This is a genomic window from Bradyrhizobium sp. LeoA1Lang (assembly GCF_055413685.1).
Genome location: NZ_JBVAPG010000043.1, coordinates 15,658 through 30,830, shown reverse-complemented (window position 1 = coordinate 30,830; position 15,173 = coordinate 15,658). Strand labels below are relative to the sequence as shown.

The following is a 15,173-nucleotide window of genomic DNA, read 5'->3' as shown; positions in this document are numbered from 1 at the left end:
AAATCACTCGCCATGTCGGCGGGAATTCGTATGGGATGGGAGGATAACGTGAACAAGGAAGAAAAGATTGGTGGACTAGAGGCGCGCGGCGGCCCTCTCGAGAACGTAACGGTTCTCGATATAACGCGTGTCGTTGCGGGTCCATTCTGCTCGATGTTGTTCGCTGACTTGGGAGCCGCCGTGATCAAGGTGGAGCACCCCGGCGAGCCGGACTATGCGCGGACATTCCCTCCGTTCGTTGGCTCGGACGATGAGCAACTCAGCGCCTTCTTCACGCAATTCAACCGCAACAAGCTGGGAATCACGCTCAATCTCAAATCCGATGACGGCAAGGCATTGTTGAAGAAGCTGGTCCGAAAGGCCGACATCCTTGTCGAGAACTTCCGTCCCGGCACGATGGACAAGCTTGGCCTCGGTTACGACGTCCTGCGGGAGATCAATCCCAGGCTCATCTACACCGCTATTAGTGGTTTCGGCCGCACAGGCCCCAACTCGTCCAAGCCTGCTTATGACAACACAGGGCAAGCGGCGGGGGGACTGTGGTCCATGAACGGCTACGCCGACATGCCCCCGGTCCGCGTAGGCACGATCATCGGAGATCTCGCCGCCTCGCTCTATGCCGCCATTGGAACGTTGGCGGCGCTGCGAGAGGCCGAGACAACAGGCGTCGGCCAGGTTGTCGATGTCTCTCAGCAGGATTCCGTCCTGACATTGACCGAGAATGCAGTGGTCCGATACACGGCCCAGAAGGAAGTCGCCTCGCCACTGGGAAATGATCATCCATTTGTCCGACCCTATGGCCAATTTGCCTGTAAGGACGGCTACGTCTTCTTCGGTGGCTATACCGACAAATTCTGGGCGATCACCTGTGCCCTGTTTGGCGAACCGGAGCAGGCCATCGACCCAGCGATCAATACGATGGAGAAGCGGTTCGATCGGGTCGTGGCAGAGACCAAAGTCAAGCCGCTGCTGGAACGTTGGTTCAGTCGCTACACCAAGGCCGAGCTCGAGGCGATGGCGGGCGACAAGATCCCGCTTAGCGCGATCAAGACCATAGCCGAAGTGGTCGAAGACCCCCATATCGCCGCGCGCAATATGATCGTCAACGTGCCGATAGCCGGCAAGCTGATCGGAATGTTCGGTCTCCCGATAAAGCTGTCCGGGACGAAACAGACATCATTCGAGAAAGCGCCACTGCCTGGCGAGCACAACGCGGAGGTTCTCTCCCGGTTGGCGGATGTAACGCCTGCCGAGCTGGAGCGTCTCAGGGCGTCGGGAGCGGTCTGATGTCGATTGATTTCACCAAGGACGGGAACGTCGCGACGGTCCGAATCAACCGGCCGGACAAGCTGAATGCGCTTACCTTGGCCATGTATGATGATCTCGGGCGCGCATTCTTCGAAATCAAAGCTGACGATGAGGTTCGGGCAGTTGTGTTGACGGGGGCAGGTGACCGGGCATTTTGCGTCGGCGCCGATCTTACGGAGTCCATTCCAGAACTTGCCGCCGATAAGATTGACATCTCTGCTTGGGATCCGGCCCACATCAAGTTTCCCGGCTTTTACAAACCGGTTGTCAGTGCCATTCGTGGCTTATGCATGGGCGGCGGCTTCGAGGTCATGCTGGCGACGGACATTCGGGTCGCCGCGCGTGGTGCGGTCTTTCAGTTGCCCGAACCGAAACACGGCATTGTGCCGGCCGGCGGCACGCTCGTGCGTCTGGTCAGGCAGATTGGCTACGCGCATGCGATGGAGATCATGCTGACTGCGGAGCGCTTTTCCGCAGACGACATGCTCGCTAAAGGCGTGGTCAACCGGATCGTCGATGCGAATCAAGTCGAGCCGCTTGCCTTCGAGCTTGCCGCAAAGATCGCTGCGCTAAGCCCGATCGCGATCCAGACGATCAAGGAAGCAGCGCTGACGCTTCAGGATTTCCCGCTTGCGGAAGCATTTCGCCAGGAGGCTGCGCTCGGTCAGCGCACTTTCACGAGCGATGATGCCAAGCGCGGTTTGGCCGCCTTCGCGAATAGAGGAAGCGGGAGGTCATGACGCAAGGGTTGCTTCGAGGAACCGCGGGGCAACGCCGGTGCGGCAGGACGATTTCACTGCGATGGGCGCATTGAGCCGATCGATATCTTGAAAGGTCAATGATATGAGACAATCCGAATTCGGTTTATCTTGCTTTGCGACAGCGGTTGCCAGCCTATTTCTTTGCACCGTCTCCGCCGCTGCGCAAGACGCACAGGTTTCGGATGGCGTTGTCCGCATCGGGCTCATTGAGGATATGTCGGGCGTCTATGCCGATATTACTGGTAAGGGAGCGGTCACTGCCGCGCAGATGGCGGTTGAAGATTTCGGCGGCAAGGTGCTTGGCCTGCCAATCGAAATCGTGTCCGCTGATCATCAGAACAAGCCCGACATCGGCGCCACTATCGCACGCAAATGGTTCGACACGGATAAGGTAGATGCAATCCTCGACGTTGCGTCCTCGTCCCCTGCCTTGGCCGTCCTTGAGATCGCTAAAGAGAAGAAAAGGATCATTGCGCTCAGCTCGCCGGGGTCAACCAGAATCACCAATGAAGTCTGCGGACCCTACGTGGTTCATTGGGCCTATGACACGTTCGCGATCGCCAATAGTACGGGAAAGGCGCTCGTCAGTCAGGGATTCGATACTTGGTATTTCGTGACGGCCGACTATGCGTTTGGCCAGGGCCTCGCAAAGGATACAGGCGACGTCGTCACCAATCTAGGTGGGCGTGTTGTGGGGAGCACAAAACATCCGGTAGGAACAGCCGATTTCGCGTCTGTCTTGCTCACGGCGCAGGGGACGAAAGCGAAGGTCATCGCGCTTGCCAACGCGGGCGGCGACACCATCAATTCGATCAAGCAGGCGGCGGAGTTTGGATTGACTGCAGGCGGCCAGAAGCTCGCGGCACTGGCTGGTTTCATTAATGACGTTCACGGACTTGGATTGAAGGAAGCGCAGGGGCTGACGCTTACCGAAGCGTCGTATTGGGACATGAACGACGACACGCGAAAGTGGGCGCAACGCTTTTACGCGACGATGAACGCCATGCCAAATATGCTTCAGACCGGCACGTATTCATCGGTCCTGCACTATCTGAAAGCCGTTCAGGCCGCGGGCACGGATCGAACCGACGACGTGATGCAGAAAATGCGGGAGTTGCCGGTCAATGACGTCTTCTACAAGAATGGCAAAATTCGAGAAGATGGCCGAATGGTTCATGACATGTATCTGTTCGAGGTAAAGAAGCCTGAAGAGTCCAAGCGCCCGTGGGACTACTATAAATTGCTTGCCACAATACCTGCCGATCAGGCATTCCAACCATTAACTCAATCAAGATGTCCTTTGATCAAGAAATAGGGCACCAATGTCGGCTTTGGGTGTGCGCCGTGTAAAAACGGTCTGCGGACGCAATATGCCGAAGCGTTTCAGGTGGCAGACGGACACGACGTCGCTCCGCTCATGACGTTCGCGATTTCAGCAGTGCCAGAGTGCACACACTAACTTTGCGATGCCGCGTTCGATTCTTGTCTACCTTGTCCCAGGCGCGGCTCTGTCCCAGCCAGCAGCCGCTGAATGTTGGCACGATGGCGCACAATCACGTAAAAGCTGCCTGCAATTACCAGTAACCGATAGGGCAACGGTTGCTCCAAGCCGCAGACGAGGGCAATCGCACTGAGCGCCGCTAGTATCGAACCAAGGGAAACAATCCGAGAAATAGCCAGCGCGACGCCAAAAGCCGCGGCGGCACCTAAACCCACTGGCCAAGACAGCGCCAGTAGTACGCCGAGCCCCGTCGCAGCGGATTTGCCACCTGTAAAGTTCAACCAAATCGAACGGCTATGGCCCAACAACACGGCAAGTCCGGCCAAGCAGACAGCCCAGGGCACCCAGGTTTGTAGATCAAGCGCTGTCGGTGGCGTGATCGATGGCAATGCATAGAGCCAAGAATAAAACCAGCGGGCAAACTCGATCGCTCCCACACCTTTCAGCACGTCTACCAGGAGGACTATCAACGCAGGCCATTTCCCCAGGGTTCGCAACACGTTCGTTGCCCCAGTGGATTTGGAACCATGCTCTCGGATGTCAATGCCCTTGAGCAGTTTACCTGCCAGATAGCCAGCGGGCGTAGAACCGAAGAGATAAGCGGTCGCCAATCCAACCATACTCGCTATCCAAAAAATCATAGGCTTCCCCTCAATGCTCTAATGTCAGGCAATCGTCATTTGGAGTCTACCTCTATGACCGTCTTGGCCGGTTGATGTTCGCATTGCCCCAAAAAGCCCCGAGGCTACAATTGGCACGGAAGCATCGCATTTGCCTGGACGCCCGTGATTCAGGCTCCCGCAGCAGTCCAATCCGCTTCAGTCCTTTTCTCTGCCGCGCCCGCAACCGGGTCGAGCGTTTCTTTAATCGGATCAAGCAATGTCGTCGGGTGGCAACGCGCTACGATAAGCTTGCTGCCAATTACCTTGCTTTCGTCCAGCTTGCGTCAATCAGGTTGTGGTTGCGCGTTTATGAGTCCGCGCCCTAGAACGGACGACACCATGTAGAGATTTGACATGAGGAACAGCGAATGCCACGGGGCGCTGAAGCGCGGCCAGACGGGGTCATCATTTCCGCTTCACGCCTCGATCGTTCGGCCCTCGGCTTTTCCGCCATGCGCGATCTGACGGCAGAGCTGACGGACGTCTTTCTGCTAGGCGCGGCGGAGGAGTTCGGCAACGTCACAGCAACGGCCCACCTTGGTCAGGCTCTTCTGGTCGATGGGCGCGTCAGCTCTCTCTTGTATGACCGGACGCCAGGACATGTGAGGCGCGGCAGCGCCGATCATTACCAACTGCAATTCCATCTCCAAGGCCAGACCCACGCGGAAACGGAAAGGCGCGGCTTCACCGTCCGTCCGGGAGACGTCGGCCTCATCGACATGACGCATGTCGGCCGCTACTGGACGACGGCTCCCGCGAATGGCGGCTTCGCTCACTCGCTGGTCTTGATCGTGCCGCGACGCCTTTTGGCGCCCATGTTGAGCGAACCCGACGCGGTCGGCGGAACCATCCTTCCGGCGGGCTCGCCGCAGGCCAGGCTTGTCGGCGGGCTTTTGCTCTCGCTCTGGCGACGGGCCCGGTTCATGACGCTCGAAGAGGGCGCGGCCGAGGTTCGAGCCGCAATGCCGCTCATAGCGCAGGCATTCGGCGCCCGCGCCCAGTTCGCGGACGAAACGCGGCATCCGCGCAACGCGAAGATCCTGCAGGAGGTGCTCTCGCATGTGGAGCGTCATATCGATGATGGCGCTCTCGATGTCGCCACGATCTGTGCGCGGTTCAACGTTTCGCGCTCGGCCCTCTATCGCGCGCTCGAGGCGGAGGGCGGGCTGGTCAGGCTCATCCAGCGGCGGCGGCTGCTGCATGCCTTTTCGCTGCTCTCCTCGCCGGGTCTGCGCCAGCGCCGCATCATCGATGTGGCCGTCGAATGCGGCTTCTCCAACGATGCCGCCTTCGTGCGCGCCTTCCAACGCAGCTTTGGCCTGACACCCGGCGACGTGCGCGATGCGGCCGACCCTGCAAGGCGTCATTTTGCGAGCCTCGACCTCAGTTGGGCCGGCATGCGGAGGACGGAGCTGCTGGGGTGGATCTCCCAACTGGGTCACGGTGAGTGAAGCGTCCAGGCGTTGGGACGCTCGATCAATGATGCCGCCTTCCTTGCCGCTAGAAAGGATTCTCTGCGTCGATCGACACAAGGGAATTGGTGATGAGTGCGTTTGGGCTGGGGCGGGTTAGGGTCGGTAGCTTCCGCGCGCGCGTGTTACAGCGATCAGCCCTGTCCTGCGGTGTGGCATTACCTTTCCTCGTCGTCCTTGGAGGTCCCGTTTCGGCGGATGACTTCGTCGGAGCGCCAGGCACGCCGGGTGGCGGAGCCGGTGGGACGCCAACCGTCATCATAGATAGCGCCGGCATTATCAGCGGGACCGACAGCTATGCCGGGGGCGCCGGCGGCGCGGGCTCGGGCGGTTCGAGTGGATTCCCCGTCGGAGGCGCTGGCGGTGCCGGCGGGATGGGCGGGACGGGAGGCATTCTCTCGGAGGCGATCCCCTCGAGCATCACCAATCAGGCCGTGATGAATGGCGGCGCCGGCGGTGCCGGCGGGATGGGAGGCACGGGTGCCCTCCCGGGCGCGGGCGGCAATGGTGGGGGTGGCGGCGTCGGCATACGGCTCGACACCGGAATTACCCTCACCAACGGCATATCTGTCACCGGTGGCGCCGGCGGCGCGGGCGGAGGCGGAGTGAACGGCGCCGCTACAGGATCAAAAGGCGGGAACGGCGGTGCCGGCGGCAACGGCATCGTGGTCGATGCCAACAATATGCTGCTCAACTCGAGCGCCATTACGGGAGGGGCGGGCGGAGCCGGAGCCATAGGCGGCAATTCAGGCATATCGCGGGGCGCCAACGGGGGGAACGGCGGCACCGGCGGCGCGGGCGTCACGCTGGGAGCGCCGGAAGGCGCGGCAAATGCGACGCTCATGAATGCGGGCCGGATTGTCGGCGGAGCGGGCGGCAATGGCGGCAATACGGGCGCGGATGGCGGCACCTCGCCGGGAGGTGGCTTTGGTGGAGCGGGCGGGGCTGGAGGAACTGGCGTTCTCATGGCCGGAGGCAACAGCCTCTCCAATTCCGGCTCCATCGAAGGGGGAGCCGGAGGGCAGGGCGGCCTGGGCACGACACTCAATGGCGCGACGCTGCCTCAGGGCGACGGCATCCGGGTGAACGGGAGCGGCGCCTCGATCACCAACGGTGTCGGCGGCCTCATCCGCGGTGGAGCCGGCATAAGCGCCAACATCGGTACCGGCACCATCGCCATCGAGAACCACGGCACCATAGAGGGGACGGGTCCCCTCGGCATGGCGATAACCCAGCAAGGCAACGGCACATCCACTCTCATCAATACCGGCACCATCAATGGAAATGTGGAGCTGAGCGGCTACGACGTCACGCTGAAGATCAGCACGACCTCCATCATCAACGGCACGGTGTCTGCCGGCCTCCTGTCCGGTCCCGGTCCCAAGACGCTGGAATTGTTCGGCGCGGGCACCGGCCAATACGACGGCAGTTATGTGGGCTTCAATGCGCTCGTGGTGGATGGCGGAACCTGGATCGTCTCCGGCAACAACGCCTTCAACAGCGCCACGGTGAGAGGTGGCACGCTCTCCGTCGCCGCCAGCGAGAGCATCGGCAGTGCCGCCGCGAGGCTCACCCTCGATGGCGGTGCGCTGGAGAACACTCAGGCATTTTCCATGAGCCGCAACGTGACCCTCGGCAGCGGTGGCGGCACATTCCTCACAGATGCGCAGCTCACCCTCACAGGCATCGTCGACGGTGGCGGCACACTGGTAAAGAACGGCAGCGGAACGCTGGTGCTCAGCGGTCCGAATACTTATTCGGGTGGCACCCTTATCGAAGCGGGCAGCGTATCAGTCTCTGCCAACGAAAATCTTGGCGCCCCATCGGGCGGGATAACGCTGAATGGCGGCACGCTGCAGGTGACGGGAACGGCATTCACCTCCACCAACCGCGCCATTAATCTGGGCGCCAATGGCGGCGGCTTCGATATTGCGGATACAGCGAATACCTTCACCATCGCCCAGGTGCTTTCGGGCACCGGCAGCCTCACGAAGTTCGGTGCCGGCACGCTCGTCCTCACGGGCGCGAACAGCTATTCTGGCGGCACCACGGTGTCCTCCGGCACGCTGGTTCTGGGCAACTCGACGGCGGCGGGAACCGGAGCGGTCAACGTGCTCTCCGGCGGCCTGCTGAAGGGCAGCGGCACCATCGGCGCTCTGTCGGTGGGCAGCGGTGGCATGGTGGCGCCGGGCAACTCGCCCGGCAGCCTCACGGTGAACGGCGCCGTGAGCTTCAATGCCGGCTCCATCTATCAGGTGGATGTGACGCCCCAGGGCCAGCACGACCTCATCACCTCGACCGGGGCGGTGAGCATCAACACTGGCGCCGGCGTTCAGGTGCTCGCCGTGCCTGGCGTCTATGGCCCCAACACCACCTATGCCATCCTCACCACCTCCAGGGCAGTGAGCGGCAGCTTCGGCTCGGTGTCCTCCGACTTCGCCTTCCTCACCCCGACCCTCAGTTACGACGCCCAGAACGTCTATCTGACGCTGGTCTATGACGACGGAAGCAATGCTGGGGGAGGCGGTGGCGGCGGTGGCGGCTCCAGCCCGCGCTTCGCTTCCTATGCGACCACGGCCAACGAGTTTGCCGTGGCCAATGCCGCCCAGGCTCTGGGGATCGGCAACACGCTGTTCAACGCCATCGTCTCTTTGCCGGTCTCCGGCGTGCCCGGCGTGTTCAATGCGCTTTCCGGCGAGGTCTATCCCTCGGCCATGTCCGTTCTCCAGGACGAGAGCCTGATCCTGCGCCGGGCGGTGCTGGACCGGGCCCGGATGCCGGTGGCGGCGCCCGCTGCCGCGCCGCTCGCTTATGCCGCCAAAGCCCCGTCCGGTGCCGCCGTCATCGAGCTGCCGGGCACGCCTAACGCCTTCTGGGCCCAGGGCTTCGGCGCCTGGGGCCGGATCGACGGCAACGGCAATGCCGCCACTATCTCCGGCGATGTCTCCGGCATCATCGTCGGCTATGACCGCACCTTCTCCGGCGGGACAGGCGACTGGCGCCTCGGCTTCGCCGCCGGCTACTCCTCGTCCAACTACCACGTGGATGCGCGCTCCTCGTCCTTCTCCAGCGACAATGCCCATGTGGCGGTCTATGGCGGAACGAGCTTCGGGGCCTTGGGGGTGCGGTTCGGCGGGGCCTATAGCTGGGCGGACATCAGCGCGGACCGCAGCGTGGTCTTCCCCGGCTTCTATAATGCGCTTTCCGCCGACACCTCGGCCCGCACGGGTCAGGTGTTCGGCGAGGTGGGCTATGGGCTCTCCTCCGCCAGCGTGAGCCTCGAGCCGTTCGCAGGGCTGGCCTACGTCAACGTGGATCTCAGCGGCCTCACCGAGATCGGCGGCTCCTCCGCGCTGACCGGCTACGGCGGCAGCGAGGGCGTGACCTATTCCACCCTGGGTGCCCGCATCAGCGTGCCCTTCCTCCTCGGCCCCATCCCCACGGCCTTCAAGGGCACGCTCGCCTGGCAGCACGCCTTCGGCGATATCACGCCGGAGGCGCTATTCGCCTTCGGCCCCGGCACGACGCCCTTCGCCATCTCCGGGGTGCCCATCGCCAGCGATGCGGCGCTCATCGAGGCGGGCCTCGACATGGCGTTTAGCGCCAACACCTCGCTCTCGATCTTCTATGCCGGCCAGCTTGCCGAGACCGACACCAACAACATGGTCAAGGGACGCTTCACGCTGAGGTTCTGAGAGACCGATAACAAGCGAAAAGTCTGCTCTTGGGATCAGGCGCAGCCACCGCATCGCAGTACCCCATCATCAGCGCCCGCCAAGTGCGGCGTGGCGCGGCTCGCCAGGCTGCAGGACGGTCTGGGACGCGCGTGCGACATCGCAAGTACCCACGCACTGCTTGATACAATCAGGTAGAATAAGGCTCGTCTGCCGGGTCGGGGCCTCGTGTCGAGATCATGAGGAGGTCAGTCCATGAAGATCGAACGCACCACATTCGGCACCATCACGATTGACGGAGAGACCTATGAACACGACGTGATCATTCGTCTGTCCGGCGAAGTGGCAAGGCGGAAGAAGAAGCTGTCGAAGAAGTACTACGGCACCTCGCATGTCCTCTCGAAGGACGAAGCGAAGTTCGTCTTCGAGAAGGGATGTGAGCAGCTCATTCTGGGCTCGGGCCAGTTCGGCAATGTGCATCTATCGCCGGAAGCTGACGCGTATTTTGCGAGAAAGGGCTGCACTGTCCTGCTGCAGCCGACGCCCAAGGCGATTCACACGTTCAACAGCTCGCATGCGAAGAAGATCGGCCTTTTTCACGTGACCTGCTGAATCGGGCCAGGCCGCGACCGCGCTGGGGATGAGCAAAAGTCCGAGAGCGGCATCGATTCACCCTCGTACGTGCCGATCGGCGGCGGAAACGACCATCGCCTGGGTCCGCAGGTCCTGACCAATGTCCGCACTGACGTGAGCAGAGCCGGCCCCGAGAGGAGGCTTTGGGTCAAAGTGCGACTTGGCGTGGAGGGCGACTCCTGGCGCAAAGTGGACATTCGGTCGGACCCGCGAGTCTGAGAAGGGCCAATAACGGAAGTGGTGCGCAAAGCAGAAGGCCGCCTGAAGGCTCTCGAAGTCGAACTGAAGAAGTCAACGGACTTCGCACCGCTTCGAAAGCGGGCACCACGAGCATATTCCATGGATAGACGTGCTGGGGGCAGAGCTTATGAAATTTACAACGCCAGTAGTGTCTCCAGGCGCGGCACGCTGAAATCGATGAAGGCGCGCACCTTCAGCGGCACCAGCTCGTCATGGCGATGGATGATCTGTACCGGCGCCTCCGGCGGCGCGAACTCAGCCAGCACCTCTCGCAGGAGGCCTGAGCGGATGGCGGGGCGGACATGGTAGGAGAGGACGCGGATCAGCCCCATTCCCGCAATGCCGGCATCAATCGCCGATTCGATTGTATCGAACATAATGCGGGAGCGGATCGGCACTGAGGCGGTGCCTTCTGACGTCGGGAACAACCAGCTTCCCGGCGGATCAAGACCATGGAAGCTCACGCAGTCATGCGTATTGATATCGGCGAGCGTGAGGGGCTCGCCGCGCCGCGCAAGATAGTGGGGGCTTGCGCAGACGACACGCTGAACGGTGCAGACGCGCCGGGCGCGCCAGCGGCTGTCCGATAGTGGGCCGACGCGGACCGCGACGTCGATGCCTTCGTCCTGCAGATCGAGATTGCGGTCGTGGAACCGGCAGTTCAGCCGGACATCGACGAACTGCGTCATGAACTCGGCGATGATAGGCACGAGATGCATCCGCCCGAACACGAGGGGCGCCGTCACCGTTAGTTCGCCGCGGGGGCTTTGGTACTCGCCCGCCGCGTTACGCTCCGCCTCACTGATCTGCTCCAGCACCTTGCGGCAGGCCACGACATAGGGTGCACCGGCATCTGTCAGCTTCACCTTTCGCGTCGTGCGCTGCAGCAGCTTGGTGCGCAGATGCGCCTCCAGCTCCGCAACGCGCCTGCTCACGGTTGTCACCGGCACCCGCATCTTGCGAGATGCGCCCGAGAAACTCCCAGTCTCCACCACCGCGAGCAGGGTCGACATCGCATCCAACCGATCCATGATTGTGCCAATCTACAGGAAAATGATTGCCAATCTTAGATGATTATCGCGCCCGATAGGAGGGTCTATCTTCCTTTTCATCGAAACACCGAAAGGAAGCCGAAGATGAATACCTCCACCCGCAAAGCCGCCCTGATCACTGGAGCATCCGGCGGCATCGGCGCCGTCTATGCCGATCGGTTGGGCCGCCGCGGCTACGACCTGATCCTGGTGGCCCGAGATGCCGGCCGGCTGACCGCAGTAGCCGAATCCACCACCCGCCATGGTGTTGCCGTGGAGACGATCCGCGCGGATTTGACCAAGGTGGCCGATCTCCGACGCGTAGAAGAGCGACTGCGCACAGACAGCGCCATCTCCATGCTGGTCAACAATGCCGGCATTGGCGCCGCCCCGGGCCTCGCAGATGCCGATATTGATGCGCTGGACCGCATGATCCACGTGAACGTGGCGGCGCCGACCCGACTGGCCGCCGCCGCTGCCAGCGCCTTTTCAGCCGCCGGGCGAGGCACCATCGTCAATATATCCTCGGCGCTCGCCCTAGCGCCGGAGCTTTTCAGCGGCGCCTATAGCGGCACTAAGGCCTATATCCTGAACCTCACGATCTCGCTCCGCCAAGAAATGGCGCCCCGAGGCGTGCAGGTCCAGGCCGTGCTTCCGGGCGCCACCCGCACCGCCTTCTGGGGTCCCGCCGGCGAGTCCCTGCCGGCCAAAATGGTGATGGAAGCCGAAGAGCTGGTGGACGCTGCGCTCGCCGGCCTCGACATGGGCGAAGATGTCACCATCCCCTCGCTGCCGGACCGCGCCGATTGGGACAGCTTCGATGCCGCCCGCAGCCGCCTTGGCCCCAACCTCTCCCGCCAGCATGCAGCGGCTCGCTACGGCCAGGCAGCGTAATCCGGACCTCTCGCACAAAAGAAATGAACCGCGCGGTGGAGGCTGGACGGCCTTCCGCGCCAGACAATGGAGACAGCAAATGACCACTTTCACCCAACGCCGCGTGCCCACCGCTGGCGGGAACATCTATGTGCGGGACTATGCCGGTAACGGCCCTGCCTTCGTGATGCTGCACGGCTTCCCGGATAACGGGCACATCTACGACGATCTCATCCCGCACCTCGTCGCCGGCGGCCGCCGGGCCATCACCGTGGACTTCCTCGGCTTCGGCGCCTCCGACAAGCCGGAGGGTGCACAGTACAGTTTCGCCCAGCAGCGCGGCGACGTCGAAGCGGTGCTCGATGCCCTGCAGCTCGACCGCGTTGTGCTGGTCGGCCATGACGCCGGCGGGCCGGCCGCCCTCAACCTAGCGCTCCTACATCCCGAGCGCGTCGCATCCGTCGTGCTGATGAACGTCTTCTACGGCGAGGCGCCTGGCCTTCTCGTGCCGGAGTTAATCGAAATTTTCTCGCACAAACCGCTGCAAGCGCTGGCGCACCATTTCCTGGCGAGCCCGCAGCAATTCGCCTGGCTGATCGAGTTCCAGCGCCAGTTGCTGCTGGGCGATGCGGCGGCAGGCCAGACGCGCTACCAGGAATTGCTTGGGCCGCTGATCGACGCCAACTTCCGCCAGCAGCCGAGCGCTGCCGTCGCATTCGCGCAGATGACCAGCCAGCTGAAGGACGAGGTTGCTGCAAATACCGGGCGTATCGTGGCGCTGCGCCGCGCGGAGGTGCCCGTGCAGCTCATCTGGGGCCGCAACGACCCCTACCTGCATCTCTCGACAGCGGCGTTCCTCCAGGCTCAGCTCCGAAAAGCCTCGCTCCATGCGCTAGACGCCGGGCACTGGCCGCAGATCGACGCCGCCGAGGAAGCCGCCCGCATCATGCTCAATGCCTGATTACAAGCGACGCCCGGTCCCTGGTGGCCGGGCGTGCGCTCCCTGATCGCAGGAGACTCACCATGAAACGAACGCTGTGGGCCGCACTTGCGGCCGGACTGGCCTGGACAGCCGCCACCATGCCTGGCCAAGCGCAGACTCAGCAATACGCCGCGCCGACCACCCGCATCCTGGCGATCGGCACGATCACCCCGGGCACCAGCCTTGCCTCCGTTCGCGCCATTCTGCCTACCGAGGTCCGCGAGACTGTGAAGCTCTATCTGGCCGGCAAGATCGAACAGTGGTTCTCGCTCGCCGACCGGAACGGCGTTGTCTTCCTCCTCAACGCGAAGGACCCCAAGGAAGCCCATGCGATGCTGGAAGCCCTGCCGCTAGGGCAGGCGCACCTCATGCAGTTCGAACTCCTGCCGCTCGCCCCCCTCGCACCTCTACGGCAGCTCCCTGGCGTCACAGACGGCTCTCCATGACCGGGGCATTTTGCCTGACGCTCGAAGACTTATAGCAGCGGCCGAATGATGCTCGGCCGTACCCTCAGGAGGGTGAAATGACCGACGCCGTAACACCGGTTGCGTCCGCAACGCAGATTTCCGACAAGCTCTTCATTGCTCCCCAGCCGGAGCTCGGCGCCTTCCCCGATCTTGCCGCGGCCGGTTTCAAGGGCGTCATCAGCAACCGGCCGGGCGGCGAACACCCGGACCAGCCGAGCCCCGCGGCTGAGCGACAGGCAGCCGAGGCGGGAGGCATGGCCTTCCATTTCATACCCGTGACTGCAACGACGATCACCGAAGCCGATGTGCGGTCCTTCCAGAAGGCGGTGTCCGAGAGCACCGGCCCCGTCTTCGCGCATTGCAGAAGCGGTATCCGCTCCGCGAACCTGCATGCCATCGGCGAGGTGCTGGATGGGCGCCTGGCCCGCGAGAATCTGCCCGCACTCGGCGGGCAATGGGGCGTCGATCTTTCGGTTGCCGCCCAATGGCTAGCACGCGAGGCTGAGCGGCGGACGCGCGTAAAGGGCTTCTTCGACCCGCGCACTTTCAGCGTGCAATATGTCGTGTCGGATCCTGCGACCGGACAATGCGCGATCATCGATCCCGTCCTGGATTTCGATGAAAAATCGGGCTCTGTCGCCACGGTGAACGCCGATGCCATCCTGCGCTACGTGGCGGAGGAGAAACTGACCGTACAGTGGATTCTCGATACCCATCCGCATGCCGACCACTTCTCCGCCGCTCACTATCTGCATGAGAAGACCGGCGCGCCGACCGCGATCGGCGCACATGTGGTCGATGTCCAGCTTCTGTGGCAGTCCATCTACAACTGGCCCGAGCTTAAGACCGACGGCTCGCAGTGGGATCATCTTTTCGAGAACGGCGAGCGCTTCACTATCGGCTCGCTCGACGCGCGCGTTCTCTTTTCACCAGGCCACACGCTGGCGTCGATCACCTACGTGATTGGCGACGCCGCCTTCGTGCATGACACGATCTTCATGCCCGACTCCGGCACGGCACGCGCCGATTTCCCGGGCGGCAATGCGGAGCAGCTCTGGGATTCGCTGCAGGCCATCCTTGCCCTCCCGGAGGAAACGCGCATCTTTACCGGTCATGATTATCAGCCCGATGGTCGTGCGCCCCGCTGGGAAAGTACGGTCGCAGAGCAGAAGACGCGAAATGCCCACCTCGCGGGAGTGGGTAAGTCAAAGTTCGTCGCTCTCCGTAAAGCACGGGACGAGAGCTCGCCGATGCCGAAGCTCATCCTCTCCGCCCTACAGGTCAACATCCGTGGGGGCCGACTTCCGGAACCCGAGAGCAACGGTCACCGCTATCTCAAGATTCCGATGGGTGCTTTGGGCGAGGTGGAGTGGGGGCAGTGATCGCAGGATTTATGGATTGCTTGACGAAAGGCAGAACGTACGCGGCCGAATCGTGAAGGTCGGCTCGGGGTCATAATGCGACCCGACGGGGAGAGCAGCTCTTGGCGCAAAGCGGACATTCGGTCGGACCCGCGAGTCTGACAAGGGCCACGTCCGGACATTGGGGCGCGCCTACGCCCCTTCCGCA

The 15,173-nt window shown here is 62.6% G+C and carries 12 protein-coding genes and 1 pseudogene; 11 read left to right on the top strand and 2 right to left on the bottom strand.

The features are described 5' to 3' along the window. The first annotated feature begins 48 nt into the window (after positions 1–48). The 3 genes from ACZYOF_RS16810 to ACZYOF_RS16800 all read left to right on the top strand — a co-directional run bounded on the left by ACZYOF_RS16810 (position 49) and on the right by ACZYOF_RS16800 (position 3,384). Positions 49–1,287, top strand: a complete 1,239-nt coding sequence (locus ACZYOF_RS16810; protein ID WP_463716455.1) for a CaiB/BaiF CoA transferase family protein — start codon at positions 49–51, stop codon at positions 1,285–1,287. Further along, complete coding sequence (locus tag ACZYOF_RS16805) at positions 1,287–2,048, top strand: enoyl-CoA hydratase/isomerase family protein (protein ID WP_463716454.1); 762 nt, start codon at positions 1,287–1,289, stop codon at positions 2,046–2,048. The genes ACZYOF_RS16810 and ACZYOF_RS16805 overlap by 1 nt, the downstream gene beginning before the upstream one ends. Positions 2,049–2,151: 103 nt before the next feature. Continuing rightward, positions 2,152–3,384, top strand: coding sequence for an ABC transporter substrate-binding protein (locus ACZYOF_RS16800; protein ID WP_463716453.1), 1,233 nt, complete (start codon positions 2,152–2,154; stop codon positions 3,382–3,384). A 140-nt stretch (positions 3,385–3,524) separates the two neighbouring features. On the opposite strand, the gene plsY is transcribed toward ACZYOF_RS16800, so the two are convergent. Continuing rightward, a complete protein-coding gene (plsY, locus tag ACZYOF_RS16795; protein WP_463716452.1) occupies positions 3,525–4,211 on the bottom strand; it encodes a glycerol-3-phosphate 1-O-acyltransferase PlsY in 687 nt (228 codons plus the stop codon). A gap of 188 nt (positions 4,212–4,399) precedes the next feature. Here plsY and ACZYOF_RS16790 point away from each other — a divergent pair. The 4 genes and pseudogenes from ACZYOF_RS16790 to ACZYOF_RS16775 all read left to right on the top strand — a co-directional run. Further along, positions 4,400–4,558, top strand: a pseudogene (locus ACZYOF_RS16790) (IS5/IS1182 family transposase); the annotation flags it as partial. A 42-nt stretch (positions 4,559–4,600) separates the two neighbouring features. Beyond that, positions 4,601–5,683 carry a helix-turn-helix domain-containing protein gene (locus ACZYOF_RS16785; RefSeq protein ID WP_463716451.1) on the top strand — a complete coding sequence of 361 codons (1,083 nt, stop codon included), beginning with the start codon at positions 4,601–4,603 and terminating at the stop codon, positions 5,681–5,683. Positions 5,684–6,078: 395 nt separating this feature from the next. Further along, positions 6,079–9,399, top strand: a complete 3,321-nt coding sequence (locus tag ACZYOF_RS16780; RefSeq protein WP_463716450.1) for an autotransporter outer membrane beta-barrel domain-containing protein — start codon at positions 6,079–6,081, stop codon at positions 9,397–9,399. 234 nt (positions 9,400–9,633) lie between these two features. Next, the gene (locus ACZYOF_RS16775) at positions 9,634–9,990 is read left to right on the top strand and encodes an Mth938-like domain-containing protein (RefSeq protein WP_130581670.1); all 357 of its coding nucleotides are present in this window, start codon (positions 9,634–9,636) and stop codon (positions 9,988–9,990) included. A 395-nt stretch (positions 9,991–10,385) separates the two neighbouring features. On the opposite strand, the gene ACZYOF_RS16770 is transcribed toward ACZYOF_RS16775, so the two are convergent. Then, on the bottom strand, positions 10,386–11,282 hold the full coding sequence (locus ACZYOF_RS16770) for a LysR family transcriptional regulator (RefSeq protein WP_463716449.1): 897 nt from the start codon (positions 11,280–11,282) through the stop codon (positions 10,386–10,388). A gap of 105 nt (positions 11,283–11,387) precedes the next feature. On the opposite strand from ACZYOF_RS16770, the gene ACZYOF_RS16765 reads away from it, so the two are divergent. The 4 genes from ACZYOF_RS16765 (at position 11,388) to blh (ending at position 14,986) form a co-directional block, all read left to right on the top strand. Beyond that, complete coding sequence (locus ACZYOF_RS16765) at positions 11,388–12,176, top strand: SDR family NAD(P)-dependent oxidoreductase (protein WP_282531087.1); 789 nt, start codon at positions 11,388–11,390, stop codon at positions 12,174–12,176. Positions 12,177–12,255: 79 nt separating this feature from the next. Beyond that, positions 12,256–13,116 carry an alpha/beta fold hydrolase gene (locus ACZYOF_RS16760; RefSeq protein WP_463716448.1) on the top strand — a complete coding sequence of 287 codons (861 nt, stop codon included), beginning with the start codon at positions 12,256–12,258 and terminating at the stop codon, positions 13,114–13,116. Positions 13,117–13,178: 62 nt separating this feature from the next. After that, complete coding sequence (locus tag ACZYOF_RS16755; RefSeq protein ID WP_282531085.1) at positions 13,179–13,583, top strand: hypothetical protein; 405 nt, start codon at positions 13,179–13,181, stop codon at positions 13,581–13,583. A gap of 77 nt (positions 13,584–13,660) precedes the next feature. Then, complete coding sequence (gene blh / locus ACZYOF_RS16750) at positions 13,661–14,986, top strand: bifunctional sulfur transferase/dioxygenase Blh (RefSeq protein ID WP_463716447.1); 1,326 nt, start codon at positions 13,661–13,663, stop codon at positions 14,984–14,986. Positions 14,987–15,173: the final 187 nt, after the last annotated feature.